Annotated in this window: 14 protein-coding genes; 4 read left to right on the plus strand and 10 right to left on the minus strand. The window is 68.3% G+C overall.

Annotation, left to right across the window (positions count from 1 at the left end):
• Positions 1 to 4: 4 nt before the first annotated feature.
• The 8 genes from ACWEOW_RS09870 to ACWEOW_RS09905 form a co-directional block, all read right to left on the minus strand.
• Positions 5 to 793 carry an enoyl-CoA hydratase/isomerase family protein gene (locus ACWEOW_RS09870; protein ID WP_452269014.1) on the minus strand — a complete coding sequence of 263 codons (789 nt, stop codon included), beginning with the start codon at positions 791 to 793 and terminating at the stop codon, positions 5 to 7.
• Complete coding sequence (locus ACWEOW_RS09875; RefSeq protein WP_452269015.1) at positions 790 to 1,572, minus strand: SDR family oxidoreductase; 783 nt, start codon at positions 1,570 to 1,572, stop codon at positions 790 to 792. The genes ACWEOW_RS09870 and ACWEOW_RS09875 overlap by 4 nt, the downstream gene beginning before the upstream one ends.
• An 18-nt stretch (positions 1,573 to 1,590) precedes the next feature.
• Complete coding sequence (locus ACWEOW_RS09880; protein WP_452269016.1) at positions 1,591 to 2,130, minus strand: SDR family oxidoreductase; 540 nt, start codon at positions 2,128 to 2,130, stop codon at positions 1,591 to 1,593.
• Positions 2,131 to 2,139: 9 nt separating this feature from the next.
• On the minus strand, positions 2,140 to 3,276 hold the full coding sequence (locus ACWEOW_RS09885; RefSeq protein ID WP_452269017.1) for a thiolase family protein: 1,137 nt from the start codon (positions 3,274 to 3,276) through the stop codon (positions 2,140 to 2,142).
• Positions 3,273 to 3,581, minus strand: coding sequence for an OB-fold domain-containing protein (locus ACWEOW_RS09890; protein WP_452269018.1), 309 nt, complete (start codon positions 3,579 to 3,581; stop codon positions 3,273 to 3,275). The genes ACWEOW_RS09885 and ACWEOW_RS09890 overlap by 4 nt, the downstream gene beginning before the upstream one ends.
• 95 nt (positions 3,582 to 3,676) lie before the next feature.
• Positions 3,677 to 5,179: an aldehyde dehydrogenase family protein gene (locus tag ACWEOW_RS09895; RefSeq protein ID WP_452269019.1), complete on the minus strand. Its 1,503-nt coding sequence runs from the start codon at positions 5,177 to 5,179 to the stop codon at positions 3,677 to 3,679.
• A complete protein-coding gene (locus tag ACWEOW_RS09900; protein WP_452269020.1) occupies positions 5,176 to 6,411 on the minus strand; it encodes a cytochrome P450 in 1,236 nt (411 codons plus the stop codon). Before ACWEOW_RS09900 ends, ACWEOW_RS09895 begins: the two co-directional genes overlap by 4 nt.
• Positions 6,412 to 6,437: 26 nt before the next feature.
• Positions 6,438 to 7,328, minus strand: coding sequence for an SDR family oxidoreductase (locus ACWEOW_RS09905; RefSeq protein WP_452269021.1), 891 nt, complete (start codon positions 7,326 to 7,328; stop codon positions 6,438 to 6,440).
• Positions 7,329 to 7,680: 352 nt separating this feature from the next.
• Between ACWEOW_RS09905 and ACWEOW_RS09910 the strand changes: the two genes are divergently transcribed.
• Both ACWEOW_RS09910 and ACWEOW_RS09915 read left to right on the plus strand, forming a co-directional pair.
• On the plus strand, positions 7,681 to 8,001 hold the full coding sequence (locus ACWEOW_RS09910; protein ID WP_452269022.1) for a 2Fe-2S iron-sulfur cluster-binding protein: 321 nt from the start codon (positions 7,681 to 7,683) through the stop codon (positions 7,999 to 8,001).
• Positions 8,002 to 8,036: 35 nt separating this feature from the next.
• The gene (locus ACWEOW_RS09915) at positions 8,037 to 9,248 is read left to right on the plus strand and encodes an NAD(P)/FAD-dependent oxidoreductase (RefSeq protein ID WP_452269023.1); all 1,212 of its coding nucleotides are present in this window, start codon (positions 8,037 to 8,039) and stop codon (positions 9,246 to 9,248) included.
• A gap of 66 nt (positions 9,249 to 9,314) precedes the next feature.
• On the opposite strand, the gene ACWEOW_RS09920 is transcribed toward ACWEOW_RS09915, so the two are convergent.
• Both ACWEOW_RS09920 and ACWEOW_RS09925 read right to left on the minus strand, forming a co-directional pair.
• Positions 9,315 to 10,379 (minus strand): response regulator transcription factor, encoded by a 1,065-nt coding sequence (locus ACWEOW_RS09920; protein ID WP_452269024.1) that lies wholly within the window; start codon positions 10,377 to 10,379, stop codon positions 9,315 to 9,317.
• A gap of 288 nt (positions 10,380 to 10,667) precedes the next feature.
• Positions 10,668 to 11,396, minus strand: a complete 729-nt coding sequence (locus tag ACWEOW_RS09925; RefSeq protein ID WP_452269025.1) for a FadR/GntR family transcriptional regulator — start codon at positions 11,394 to 11,396, stop codon at positions 10,668 to 10,670.
• Positions 11,397 to 11,550: 154 nt separating this feature from the next.
• Between ACWEOW_RS09925 and ACWEOW_RS09930 the strand changes: the two genes are divergently transcribed.
• Positions 11,551 to 12,096 carry a gluconokinase gene (locus tag ACWEOW_RS09930; protein ID WP_452269026.1) on the plus strand — a complete coding sequence of 182 codons (546 nt, stop codon included), beginning with the start codon at positions 11,551 to 11,553 and terminating at the stop codon, positions 12,094 to 12,096.
• A complete protein-coding gene (locus ACWEOW_RS09935; protein ID WP_452269027.1) occupies positions 12,093 to 13,496 on the plus strand; it encodes a GntT/GntP/DsdX family permease in 1,404 nt (467 codons plus the stop codon). The genes ACWEOW_RS09930 and ACWEOW_RS09935 overlap by 4 nt, the downstream gene beginning before the upstream one ends.
• Positions 13,497 to 14,277 lie beyond the last annotated feature (781 nt).

The following is a 14,277-nucleotide window of genomic DNA, read 5'->3' on the forward strand; positions in this document are numbered from 1 at the left end:
GTTCTCACCGTCCCTCGTACCGAGGAGGCCGCTTCTCCGCGAACGCGGCTCGGCCCTCGAGTCGGTCTTCGGTGTCGCGGAGCACGCCCCAGAGCAGCTGCTCGTACTCGAGCCCTTGGGCCAGCGACTGGTCCTGCGCTGCGTACAGCGCACGCTTCCCGGCCCGCACCGCCAAGGGTGCGTTGGCAGCGACGGACTCCGCGATCTCCACGGCGCGGGGCAGAAGCTGGTCGCCGTCCACCAGCTCCGACACCAAGCCGTAGCGCAGGGCCGTGTCCGCGCCGAACACCTCGCCGGTGAGCAGCCACCGCTGGGCGATACCCATGGGGACACGCCGGGCCAGACGCTGCGTCCCGCCGGCTCCGGGCAGGGAGCCGATACGCGCCTCGGTGAGGCCGAACCGGGCGGATGTGGCGGCGATCTGGATGTCGGTGGCGAGGACCAGTTCGAAACCTCCCCCGACGGCGATGCCGTTCACCGCCGCGACGACAGGCTTGACGAAGTCAGCGGGCGGCGTGACCGCGGTGACCGTGACCTCTCGGTTCAGGTGCGTCTGGGCGAAGCTTCGGGGTGGCGGCGGTGTGCGCTTCAGGTCGGCGCCGGCACAGAACGCCCGTTCTCCTGCACCGGTCAGGATGACGACCCTGATCTCGTCGTCGTCGGATGCTCGCCTCCATGCCGCGCGTAGTGCCACCGCCATGTCCGGGTCGATCGCGTTCATGGCCTCGGGCCGGTTCAGGGTGAGCACGAGCGTGGCGCCCTGCTGGTCGACCAGTAGCGGGTCGGCAGTCACGACGCACTCCGCTGGCGACGGGCGGGCATCGCGAAGAGGCTCTTGCCGCCGCAGGAGTAGAGGATCTGGCCAGTCACCGCACTGGCACGGTCGTCGACCAGAAAGCGCACCAGGTGTGCCACGTCCTCCGCGGTCCCGACCTGACCGCTCGGCTGTGCGGCCAGGACGTTGTCGTAGACGTTCTGGGGCACCTGGCGCAGCATGGGGCTGTCGATCAGTCCGGGAGCGACGCAGTTGACCGTGATGCCCTTGGCGGAGAGCTCGACAGCGAGTGCGCGCGTCAGGCTGACCACGCCGCCCTTGCTCGCGGCATACGCCGCCTGTCCCCACCAGCCGAGCCAGGCGCGGGATGCGATGTTGACGATGCGACCGCGCCCCTCCATGACGGCGGCCGCCGCGCGGCATCCGTTGTAGACCCCGTCCAGGTTGATGTCGATCACCCGGTCCCAGAAATCCGGTTCGAGCTTGCGCAGCGCGGCGTCGCCCTCGATGCCCGCGTTGTTGACCATGATGTCGAGGCCCCCGAACTCCTGGACCGCACGCTCGACGAGGCCGTTTACGTCTGCTGACCTGCTGACATCGCCGGCGACGGCGACAGCCGCGCCGCCAGCAGAGCGAATCCCGTGCGCGGCCCGCTCGGCGGCCTCGAGGGATATGTCGTTGACGATGACACGGGCGCCGTCGTGGGCGAGCCGGGTGGCGATCGCGAGCCCGATGCCGCTGGCCGCTCCGGTGACGACGGCGTTCCGCGCAAGCGGGCTGGATGTGCCGATGGACATGGCAGTTCCTTCCGTGGATCAGGCAGTGAGCGAGCTCAGCAGGCTGAGCCCGCCCGAGACGTGAAGGACCTGGCCGGTGAAGTAGCCGGAGCGCTCGTCGGCCGCGAAACCGATGGCGAAGGCCACGTCGTCATCACTGACCGGACCGGTGAGCGGAGCAGGTGGCTCGGCCCACGGGTCCTCGGCGATGTGCGTCGACGGTCCCGGCGGACACACCAGGTTGACGGTCGTGCCCTGCGCGCTCAGTTCGAGGGCAAGGCTTCGAGTGAGGCCGACGAGGGCAGCAGCAGCCGCCGCCTGCTCGGCGCGCCCCGGCCACCCGAGCCAGTCGCGGCTGCCGACCAGAACCACGCGCCCGAGTCCGGAAGCCGCGAGGTCCGCCTGGTGTCGACGGACGATGTCGAGGACCTGGACGGTGTCGGACGCCTCGGTGACGACCAGGACCTGCACCGGCCCGGTCTCACCGGTATCACCGACACTGAAGCCGGCGGTCGCCAGTTCCGCCGCGGTCGCGGCAGCGAGCGGACCGTTGCCCCGTACCACTGCTCGTGCACCCATCATCGCTCCTCAGCTCGCGAACACGTGCACGCCGCACGCGCCGTTGTCGACGCCTGCGATCCCGCCACCGGTCACATGGGTCACGGCGACCCGCGTGTCGGGCTGCTGGCGCTCGCCTGCCGTGCCGGTCAGCTGCTGGTACGCCTCCACCATCTGGGCGATGCCTGTCGCGGCCACTGGGTGACCGCGGGCGATCAGGCCACCGCTGGGGTTCACGGAGACCCGCCCTCCGACAAGCGGACCCCCGTCGGCGAGGAACTTCGCGCCCTCACCCGGCGCACAGAAACCCAGCGTCTCGTAGTACAGGAGCTCGGCGATGGTGAAGGCATCGTGCACCTCGGCAACATCCACGTCCTTGGCGGTGATGCCGGCCTGCTCGTAGGCCCGTGCGACGGCACGCGCGGAGATGTCGGGTGTCAACATGTCTCGCGGACTGTTCGTGTATGCACCCGACAGCACCACGGACGCACGAATCTCGACCGCCGGCGACACGAGCTCGGCGGCATACTCCCGCGAGCAGACGAGGGCAGCGGCAGCTCCGTCGACGTTCGAGGAACACTGCAGGAGGGTCAAGGGGTCACAGATCATCGGGGATGAGACGACCTGGTCCAGCGTGACCGGCTCCTGGAAGCGGGCGATCGGGTTGAGCGCACCGTTGCGGCGGTTCTTGACCGTCACCTGCGCCATCTGTTCAGGTGTGACGCCGTACTGCCACAGATACCGGCTGGCGCGCATGGCATACACCGCTGGCATCACGGATCCCTGCACCGCCTCGATGTCGGTCTCGTCGAGCGGCAGCGTTCCGCCGCCGAGGGCGGAGAGCTGCTCGGCACCGACGGCAATCACCGCGCGGGCCTTCCCGCTTGCGACGAGCTGGGTCGCGACGTGCACGGCCGTCGCCCCGGTGGCACACGCGTTCTCCACGTTGATGACCGGGATGCCGGTCATGCTCAGACGCTTGAGGATCCGCTGGCCCACGAGGGTTCCGCCGAGGGCCGTCCCGGCGACGGCGACGTCGATGTCCGCGCGGTCGGCGCCCGTCTGCTGCAGCAGCCCGCGGACGGCTCGCGCGCCCATGACGGCGATGTTGTCCCCGGCCTTGACGAACGGAACGGCGTATGCGCCGGCGAGCATGGTGTCGGTCATGCTCCTGCTCCTTCCTGCGCGATCACGGACGCGGTCAGGACCGGCACGGATCCGGCAGCACCGGTCTGTGTGACGGCGACGCTCGTCTGCGGCGGCAACGGAGCGTCTCCGCACGCGTAGCGCGCCATGACCCGAAGTGAGTCGCTGAGGTCGACGAAGGCAAGGCCGTAAGGGAGGTCGACACCCTTGGGGCCGCGGCGCACCGCGGTCGCCGCGTAGACGACACCGACGCCCTCGTGCTGCTCTTCCACGACGTCCTCGCTGAGGCAGCCTGGGCAGAACTCGGGCGTGGGCACCGTCTCCACGCCACAGGTGGAGCAACGCCCCACCGGAATCCCCACGTCTTCTCGGCGCTCGTCCAGCACTGTCATTGCACTACCTCGATCGTTGTCGTTGGTGCTCACGAGACCGGTCCGTGCCCGAGCCAGATGGCCTTGGTCTCGGTGTACTCGCGGATCATGTCCGGGCCGAGCTCCCGACCGACGCCGCTCAGCTTGTAGCCACCGAAAGGCACGTTGAGACCGAAGGCGCGCCAGGTGTTGACCCACACGACGCCGGTGCGCAGGCGCTTCGACACCCGCGCGACCCGGTCGACGTCCTGGGACCACAAGCCCGAGACAAGGCCGTATTCCGACTCGTTCGCGATGGCGACCGCCTCGTCCTCGGTGCTGAAGGAGATGAGGGAGCCGATGGGGCCGAATATCTCTTCGCAGCGCAGTCGTGAGGTGCTCTCGGGCGTCGCATAGATGGTCGGCTCGACGAAGAGGCCGGTGTGGCCTCCGCCCAGCGTGGCACCGGCGCGACCGCCGTGGAGCAGAGTCGTCGACTGCTCCTGGTCGGCGATAGAGAGGTAGCCGGTCACCTTCTCGTAGTGCGCGCGAGAAGCGAGCGGCCCGATCTGGACGGACGGGTCAAGAGGGTCACCGATCACGACCTTGTCGATCGCGGCACGGACCCCCGCGAGCACCTGGTCGTACACGTCCTCGTGCACCAGCAGCCGCGACCCCGCGTTGCAGGCCTGCCCAGTGCCGGCGATCAGGCCGCCGACCAGGCTCGGGACGGCCCGCGCCAGGTCGGCTTCGGGGAAGACGATCTGCGGACCCTTGCCGCCGAGCTCGAGCGTGGTGCGAAGGACGCGCTCTGCCGCGGCCTTCGCGATCTGGATCCCGGCGCGGGTCGACCCGGTGAACGCGACCTTGTCGATGTCGGGGTGGCGCACCAGCGCCGCGCCGGTGTCCGCGGCGCCGGTCACCACGTTGATGACACCCGCCGGGATGCCGGCCTGGTGGGCCAGCTGCGCCAGGCGAAGCGTCGAGACCGGAGTGACCTCGGACGGCTTGACGACGACCGTGTTTCCTGCCGCGATGGCCGGGAACAGCTTCCAGGCGAGCAGCAGGAGCGGGTTGTTCCACGGCGCGATCGCGGCAATGACACCGATCGGTTCGGGTCGGGTCCACGCATCGTGCCCGGGAAGCGTTGGCTGGAGTGCCGCCCCGTGGTCATTGATGGCAAGCTGACCGACGTAGTCTGCGAGCGCCGGCAACATCGAGGTCACGCCGCGCATCTCTGTGATCGTCTTGCCGTTCTCGTGGACCTGGAGCCGAGCGAGCTCCTCCACGTTCTCGCGGATGAGGTTGGCGAAGACCCGAAGCACCTCAGCCCGCGCCGCGACAGGCGTGCTCGCCCAGCCGGGGAACGCCGCCCGGGCGGCTCGAACGGCCCGATTGACGTCATCCGCCGTGCCGATCGGCAGGACTCCCCACTCGGACTCCTCGTACGGGTCGAAACATCGGAAGGTGTCCGTCCCGGAGGACGTAGCCCCGGCACCATCGATGAACAGGTCGAAGCGAGCGTCGGGATCGAGTTCGGGGAACCGGGTCGACACGTGCGTGGCGGCAGTCATCGCTTCACCCGCACGGGAAGCTCGAAGAGCTGGTTGATCCAGGTGCTGTTGCCACGGCGTGGCGCGCCGTTGAGCTCGAAGCGGACGTGGCGCTTGAAGAGCTCCTCGAGAAGGATGCGGGCCTCTAGCTTCGCCAGTGCGCTGCCCAGGCAGCCGTGCGGCCCGGAGCCGAAGGCGAGCGTCTTCTTCTCGGTCCGCGACGGGTCGAACGCGTGCGGGTCGGCGAAGATCTCGGGATCGCGGTTGGCGGCGACGAACTGCATCTGGATCACGTCGCCCTTGCGGACCTGCGTCCCGGCGACCTCCATGTCCTCCAGCGCGATGCGGGCCATGTTCATGGCGGGGGTGATGTGCCGGAGGAACTCGTCGACCAGCGGGCCCGACTCGTCCTTGCCGACGAACTCAGCCGCGGCGCTCTCGACAGCGGCGTCCTCGACGATCATCCGCATCATCTGCCCGATCAGGGTGTGCGTGGTCTCGTAGCCCGCCACGATGCACAGGAAGATGAAGAACGTGAACTCCTCCTGAGTGATCTCGCCCCGCTCCGCGTACTGCGCCATCACGGTGGTGACGTCCTCCTTGGGGTCCTTCAGCTTCTCCTGCTGGAGCTCGCCGATGTAGGCGAAGATCTCCTGGGCGATGACCAGCATCCGGGTGCCGGCGTCGTCGTACTGCGCGACGTGGAAGATGGCGTCGACCCAGTTGACGATGTCCTCGCGCCGCCCGCGCGGGACGCCGAGGATCTGTGCAATGACGCGCGAGGGGACGAACTTGGCGACCTTCTCGACCCAGTCGAACTCGTCGTCCACCAGGGCGTCATCCAGGACCTCGTTGACGACGTCCCGGACCCAATGGTCGAAGTTGGCGACGACGCGCGGACCGAAGGAGGCAGCAGCGGCCCGGCGCACCCGGCTGTGCACGGGCGGGTCCATGCGCATCAGGAGCGCGGCCCACATCGCGGTCTCCTCGGCCGGCTCCTCGACCCCGGGAACCGGAAAGTTGAAGCCGTACTTGACGGTGATCTCCTTGGACCGGCGCTCCAGAGCGGTGATGTCGTTGAAGCGCGTGGCCATCCAGAACCCGCCGTTGAACGTGCCATAGCCCGACGGCTGCCAGTACAGGCCCGGCAGGGCCCGGACCTTGTCGAACGCCGCGTGCGGAACGCGCTCCGCGAACGTCGCCGGGTCGCTGAAGTCGGGTAGGGCGAGGTCTGTCTCGATGGTGGTGGACATCGTTGTCTCCTTGGTGGGCGTGAGAGTCAGCGGGAGGAAGTGGCGCTGCCGAAGAGCGAGTGGTCGACCGGGCACTTCGCCGGGTCGCCGGTGCCGTCGTGGGTGTGCTCGTCGTCCTCGGTGAGAGGAAGCCGCTGCACCTCTGCCATGACGTCGCGCGCATGCTGCATCGCGAACTCACGCGACGCGGGGTTGGTCGCGACGATGTAGTGGCCGGCCAGCATGCCGTCGAAGGCGGCGGTGGCAACCAGCTCGCCGGTCTGGGCGTACGGCGCGATGGCGTCGTGAAGGCCCGCGTCGGAGTCGATGATCGTCTGGACCAGCTCCGTGAGCACCCAGCCGGGGGCGAGCATGGTCACGCCGACGCCCGAACCGGCGAAGTCGCGGCGTGCGACGTCGGTGAAGCCGAGCGTTGCGTACTTGCTGACCGTGTAGGGGCTGATCGGCATCACGTGCGGCGGGACGCCCAGTGAGTGTTCGGAGCCGACGTTGAGGATGTATGCCGGTTCCCCGCGCTCGGCGGCGCCGCGAAGGTCAGCGGCAAACGCACGGATCCCGTTGAACACGCCGAGAACATTGACCTGGAAGAGCCGTTCGGCGAGCTGAGGATCGGCCGTTTCAATACCGGCCCCAGGCTCGGCGGAAGAGCCGGCATTGTTGACCAGCACGTTGACGCCGCCGAAGGACGTCCGCACGTGGGCAGCGAGGTCGACCATGGCCCGGTAGACGGAGATGTCGCAGTCAACCCAGCTGGCGCTCCCGCCGGCGGCGGTGATCATGTCGACGGACTCACTGGCATCGGTGTCGGACGCGATCACCACGTTGGCTCCGCGCCGCGCCGCTTCGAGGGCGAGCGCGCGGCCTACGCCAGCACCACCGCCTGTGACGACGACATTTGCTCCCTTGAGTTGTGTCATGACGTTGGTCCTTATTCGTGTGTCGTGATCGGGTGTAAAGACGCTACGAAGACGGGACTGCTCGAACATCTCCCCTAGGGATGCGTTCGATCACCCGCTGGGGTTGAGATCACCCCCAGGGGTGTCATGAGCGGTGGTGTCAGAAGCGCCGAGTCAGGTCGGACGGCTTCGGGGCACCACGGCGGGGGCGGAAGGGCGCGGACGTACCGCACCAGGGGTGGTCGAGGTCAGATGACACCCGTTGGGGGGTGGAGTGACCACCAGGGAGTGATGATCGCGCCCGTCCCGATGCCTAGCGTTTCCAGTCATCCACGTGATGCCAGCAACTGGGCATCGGCACAAGGAGGATGCAATGTCGCAGGTGGTATTCCTTGCACCCGACGGGACCCGGCACGAGGTCGCCGCGTCCGACGACGGCAACGCCATGAACGCTGCTCTGGACAACTTCGTCCCGGGCATCATCGGAGAATGCGGTGGCGAGCTGTCGTGCGCCACCTGCCACGTGTTCGTCCAGGGAGACTGGGGCGACGTCCTGCCGGCACTCAGCCCCGAGGAGGACTCGCTGCTCGAGGCCACGGCCACCGAACGCGCCCAGCGCAGCCGGCTGGCGTGCCAGATCCCGTGCAATGCCGCCACCAACGGCATCGTCCTACAGCTCCCCGAGGACCAGTGATGACGGGCCAACGGCCTGATGGTCACGTTGTGGTCGTGGGCGCGGGTCAGGCCGGCGCCGAGGTCGTCGCGACGCTACGCCAAGGCAGCTACCCGGGTGCGATCACGATGATCGGCGAGGAGCCTCTCTATCCGTATTCCCGACCGCCGCTGTCCAAGGCGTACCTCAAGGGCGCCTCTTCTGCGGACGACCTGCTCCTGCGGCGTGGCGAGATGTACGAGAAGCACGACATCGACGTGCGCCTGTCCACAGGCGTGGTGTCCTTCGATCCCTACCGGCGCACGATCACCCTTGGAGACGGGCAGACGCTCTCGTACGACCATCTCGTGCTGGCCACCGGCGGGCGGGCGCGCACACTTCCCGATCTGGCCTCGGCCACCAATGTCTTCTACATGCGCACCAAGGCCGACGCGGACGCCCTCCGCGACCGCATCTCGCCCGCTCGCCGGGCGGTCGTCATCGGCGGCGGGTACATCGGCCTCGAGTTCGCGGCCGTTGCCCGCATTCTCGGCGTCGAGGTCGTTGTCGTCGAGGTGGCACCCCGGCTGCTGGCCCGCGTGGCTTCACCGGTCATCGCTGACTTCTACAGCCGCCAGCACGGCGACCACGGCGTCGAGGTGCTTACTGCCTCCTCCATCGAAGGCTTCGACCACGATGAGTCCGGCGCGGTGACGGCGGTCCGCCTGACGACCGGCCGGCGGCTGCCAGCCGATTTTGTGGTCGTCGGGATCGGGCTCGTGCCCCGTACCGAGCTGGCGGAGGCCGCCGGCCTCGACGTGCAGGACGGCATCGTCGTCGACACGCACATGAACACGTCGGCACCAGGGGTTTACGCGGTCGGGGACGTCGCTCGCTTCCCGGATTTCGTGACCGGTTCGCCACGGCGCCTGGAGTCGGTCCCCAACGCGACCGAACAGGCCAAGGTCGTTGCCTCCACGATCCTTGGGCGGCCCCGGCCATACGAGGCGCTGCCCTGGTTCTGGTCCGACCAGTACGAGCTGAAGCTGCAGGTAGCTGGCGTTCTCGATCACGGCGACGAGCTCGTGGTTCGCGGAGACCCGTTCCAACAGACGACGTTCATGGTGCTGCATATTGCCGGCGACGGCCGGACCCGCTGCGCGGAGGTCGTCAACGACCCGGCCGGATTCGCAGCCGCCAAGCGGCTGATCGCAAGCGGCCGGCAGATGCCTATCGAGGTCCTACGTGACCCCAGGACCTCGCTGAAGGAAGCGCTGACCCACGTCTGACACACGTCTGATCGACGTCCGAGTGCCGTCACGGAGAAGGCGGCGCCCGTCCCGTTAGTTACCTGGCTACCGCTGGCCCGAGTTGGCCAGCAGCCACTTCGACACCGCCTCCGCACGATTGGAGGCGCCAAGCTTGCGAAGGATGTGCTTAACGTGCGTCTTCACTGTGTCCTCCGCGAGCACCAACCTCGAAGCAATCTGCGAGTTGGTCTCGCCATTGGCCAGGTGCCGCACGATCTGGAGCTCTCGCCGAGTCAGTTGCTCAATGAGGACGTCGATGGACGACCGAGAACCCGGCGGCCCGGGGGCGTGGGCCGAACCGTGGGTGGCTGCGATGAAGGTGAACGGATCCCCCAAGGGGAGCCCCAGCTCGTCGGGAGCCCCTGCATCGCCGGCCAGCTGGCGAAGGCTTGAGCGGATGCTGTGCAGACGCGCCTCCATCGAGGCCCGCTCGAACGCCAGGCTGAGGCCGTCGGCGAACATCGCCAACATGTCTTGGTCGAACGAGTCGATGTCGCCGCGATGGAAGACCCGATCACCGTGCACGAGACCAATGACCTTTGACTGCAGCACGACTGGAGCGACGACATAACTTCGTGACAGGGATGCCTCTGCCATCGGCCGATGCACTCTCGTGGCGCCCTGGACGTCAAGAACCAGTAGGGGCGCGCGTCGTCGGACGGCCTCGGACTCCGGTATGCCGGCGCCCCGCAAGGGCGCTGGCGTCTCCTGTCCGACTTGGGTGATGATCGCAGCCCATTCCTCATCGCCGACGACGTGCGACGACTGCGTGACCCACTGGGCGTCGACGATGGTCGACATGATGGCGCGGTCGAACCCGAGGTTGCAGATGACCTCAGGGACCAGGCTGATCAGATGTGGCAATGACTCGGCCGACTGGAGCCGACTCAGCGACGCGCCCACCGACTGGCTGATCTCACTCCGGCGGCGCACCTCGGCGTCACGAACGACGACGTCGAGCCCACGCAGGCGGTCGACCAGCGCAAGCAAGTCACCGAACCCATGGTCGCGGTCCGCCGCACCGCCCTCGAGCGCCTGCTTCACGATCGCCCATGCGCTGTTGAGCGCTTCCGTTGCGGCTGCGAAATCCTGAATCTGGCCGAGCGGCACACCGGACTCGTTCCGCACCAGGTCCATGGCCGCACCCAGCACCACGTCCAGGTCGGCGAGCTCTCCGTCGCTCATCATGCGTTCGAACGGCGAAGGCCGAAGGGGCCGAAGGTGACCTTCGAGCGCGATGAGCGTCATGGCCGCTCCCTTCAGCAACGAACGTGTCGGCCTCTTCGCCGAGTCCACCCAATGGTAAGGGCGTCACCAATGCAGCGCGACAGACCGGCATTCGGCGAAGAAGGACGTGTTTCCCGGGGCTCGGCTCTGGCTGAGAGGACTGCGAGCGACTCAGTCGGCTGTTGAGGAGTCTGCCTGGCGGACGGCGTCGCTGGCCTCGGTGATGATCTCGTGCATCGCGGCGGCTGCCGCAGCCGCGTCGCCGCTCTGGATGGCTTGGGCGACGTCGCCGTGCATGCGTACGGCGGCGGGGTTCGGGGTTGATGGCATGAGGTCGTGGTGGGTTCGTCCGGCGAGGACCTCGGCCACGACGTTGTGCAGTGCGGCGAGCATCTCGTTGCCGGATGCTTCGAGGAGGGTGGCGTGGAAGAGCTGGTCTGCCACAAGATATGCCTCGAGGTCACCGGACTTGGCATGTACCGCCATCTGCATGACCGCCCCGACCATCGTGCCGCACTGCTCGGGTGTGGCGTGGGTCGCGGCCAGCTCGGCGGCCACGGGCTCGAACCCGCGCCGCAGCTCGCCGAGCGAGAGCAGCTGCTGCTCCCGGCCCGGGCCGTCGAGGCGCCATCGGATGACCCGGGGGTCGAAGACGTTCCAATGCGAGCGCGGCAACACCGTGACCCCGACGCGCTTGCGAGCCTCGACCAGTCCCATCGAGTCCAGAACTCGGACCGCCTCGCGGACCACCGAACGCGAAACGCCGTACTGCTCGTCGAGCTGGTCGATTCGAAGCACGTCGTGCGGCTTCAGCTTCCCCCAGACGATCTGTTGCCCGAGGTCGTCCAGGACGCTCGCATGCAGGGCCGGACGGACGCTGGTCCCCTCGTATCCCCGCATGAAGTCAGGCTCTCATAGATCGGCCAAGTTGAACCGCTGAACGCTTTAAATCTGTTTTATCGGTCACAGTGTCTTGATAAGTAAGCCTTGTTGCGTCACTCTTGGTCCCACGGCTTCGACGACGAGGTTCGAGCCGGACGAAGGAGTCCTGACCATGAACACACATCAGCACCACCACCCGCCGCACCCGCCACCCCTGGTCGTCGTCATGGGCGTCTCCGGCTCGGGCAAGACCACGGTCGGCGCCGCTCTGGCCCAGCGCCTGCGCGTCCCTTTCGCGGACGCGGACGACTTCCACCCGCAGGCGAACATCGACAGGATGTCGGCCGGCATACCCCTGACCGACGAGGACCGCGGGCCGTGGCTCGCGACCATCGCCGCCTGGCTGGCCGGACACGACCAGACCGGGGGCGTGGCCAGCTGCTCGGCCCTCAAGCGCGCCTACCGGGACATCCTCGTCGCGCCCGCCCCTGGGGTCTTCTTCATCCACCTGCACGGCGACCCCGCGGTCATCGCGGCCCGGGTCGCCGGCCGCCCCGGACACTTCATGCCGGCCGCCCTGGTCACCTCCCAGTTCGCCACCCTCGAGCCACTCGAGCCCGACGAGCACGGCGCCGTCCTCGAGGTCGACCAGCCCGTCGACGAGCTCGTCCAGCAGTCCCTGTCCCTCCTCGCCCCGAAAGCGACGCCGCTGCCATGACTGCCCTGCTCCCGCTGCTCCAGACCGCCGGCCCCGCCCTTGCCCACGCCGCAGACGCGCCGCCCGACATCCCGGCCGGCCGGCTCATCGCCGCCGCACTGCTCGGGATCGGCGTCCTGGTCCTGCTCATCGTGCGCTTCAAGGTGCACCCGTTCCTGGCCCTCACCCTCGGCTCGCTCACCGTCGGCGCCCTGGCCGGCATCGCCATGGCTGACGTCGTGGACAGCTTCACCAAGGGCTTCGGCACCACGGCCGCCGGAGTCGGCATCCTTATCGCGCTCGGGGCCATGTTCGGCAAGCTGCTGGCCGACTCCGGCGGCGCCGACGAGATCGTCGACACCATCATCGGCCGCAGCACCACCAGAACCCTGCCCTGGGCGATGGCCGGCGTCGGCGCCATCATCGGCCTGCCGATGTTCTTCGAGATCGGCCTCGTGCTGCTGATGCCGGTGATCTTCCTCGTGGCGCGCCGCTCCGGCCTGTCGATCGTCCGGGTCGGCATCCCGGCCCTGGCCGGTCTCTCCGCCATGCACGGGCTCGTTCCCCCGCACCCCGGGCCGCTCGTGGCCATCGACGCCCTCAAGGCCGACCTGGGCATCACCCTGGCCCTCGGCGTCATCATCGCCATCCCCGTGATCGCCATCGCCGGGCCCTGGTTCGGACGCCTGGCCTCACGCTGGGTCGACGTGCCCGCACCGGACCTCTTCGAGGCGCACGGTCCCGAGAGCGGCCGCCGCCCGTCATTCGGCACCACGATGTTCACCGTTCTGACGCCCGTGGTGCTCATGCTCGGCAAGGCCCTGGCGGACATCTTCCTCGGCACGGGGACTCCGGCCCGCCAGGTCCTCGACTTCCTCGGCACCCCGCTGATCGCCCTGCTCATCGCCGTCATCCTCGCCATGTTCACCCTCGGCAGCGGCGCCGGCATGGGGATCAAGCAGGTCTCCACCTCGCTCGAGAGCTCGCTCGCCCCGATCGCCGGCATCATCCTCATCGTCGCCGCCGGAGGCGGCTTCAAGCAGACCCTCGTCGACACCGGCATCGCCCAGCTGCTGGCCGACTGGATCAGCACCAGCGGCATCTCCGTGCTGCTGCTGGCCTGGCTCGTCGCGGTCCTGATCCGGCTCGCGACCGGCTCCGCCACGGTCGCCACCGTCACCGCCTCCGGCATCCTTGCGCCCCTGGCCGCGGGGATGCCGGCAACCCAGGTCTCGCTCATGGTCCTGGCCATCGGCGCCGGCTCGCTGTTCTTCTCCCACGTCAACGACGCGGGGTTCTGGCTCGTCAAGGAGTACTTCGGCATGAACGTCGGCCAGACCGTCAAGACCTGGTCCCTCATGGAGACCGTCCTGTCCGTCACCGGCCTCGCCTTCGTGCTGCTCATCAACCTCGTCGTCTAGCGCCGCGCCGCCCCCACGCCGCAGCCAGCTCCACGGCATACGGACCCGGCCGGCGCAGGCCGCCCGTCACCGCCACGCGGTGACGGGCGGCTTCCTTGAACCCGGCGAGCGTGGCGGGACCGCCGACATGGCTGTGCCCGTCGGGTCGCGACCGACCTCGACCAGGACCGCCGAACAAGATCCTCGGCTCCACCCGTCATGTACAACGAACTGCAGGCGCAACACTCCGGTCCAGAAGGGCGTTGCTTCGCTCGCCGTGGCAGACCACCGGAGCTACCGCCGGCCTCGTGGCGCAAAAGGAGTGGGTGATGCCCAGAGGTTGGTGTCAAGGTGTTCGCCAGCACCAAGATCCGGGTCGCTCAACAGGTTGAATCGCCACGTTTCGCCACGGCCAGCGCACTTCACAGCGACCGACCCGGCCAGCACAGATCGTGCCGAGAACCGCCACGTTGATGTCGCACTTGCCGATCGCCGGGGCTTCGCCGGCGGCCCCAGGGCGGGCGATTCATGCTCACTAAAGCGATGGAGCCGGCGCACCCAATGCTGCGCGAACTCCTCCGCCTGGACAGCGCCGTCGTGTATGGCGCGCTGCTCGAGCTTGGCCACACACCGGGACGCTGTCGTGCGAATACATTGCCCGTCGCTCCACGCCCCAACACCGATGACCGCTACGTAGGCGAGATACCTAGGTACCGGGATACGTAGTTGTCCCGGTGTGCGTGCGCCGCCCGCTCAGGACCCTTGGGTGCAAGCGAAACTTCGAGTCCTCCCGGGGCCTGCC

The sequence above is a fragment of the Monashia sp. NPDC004114 genome (assembly GCF_053603855.1).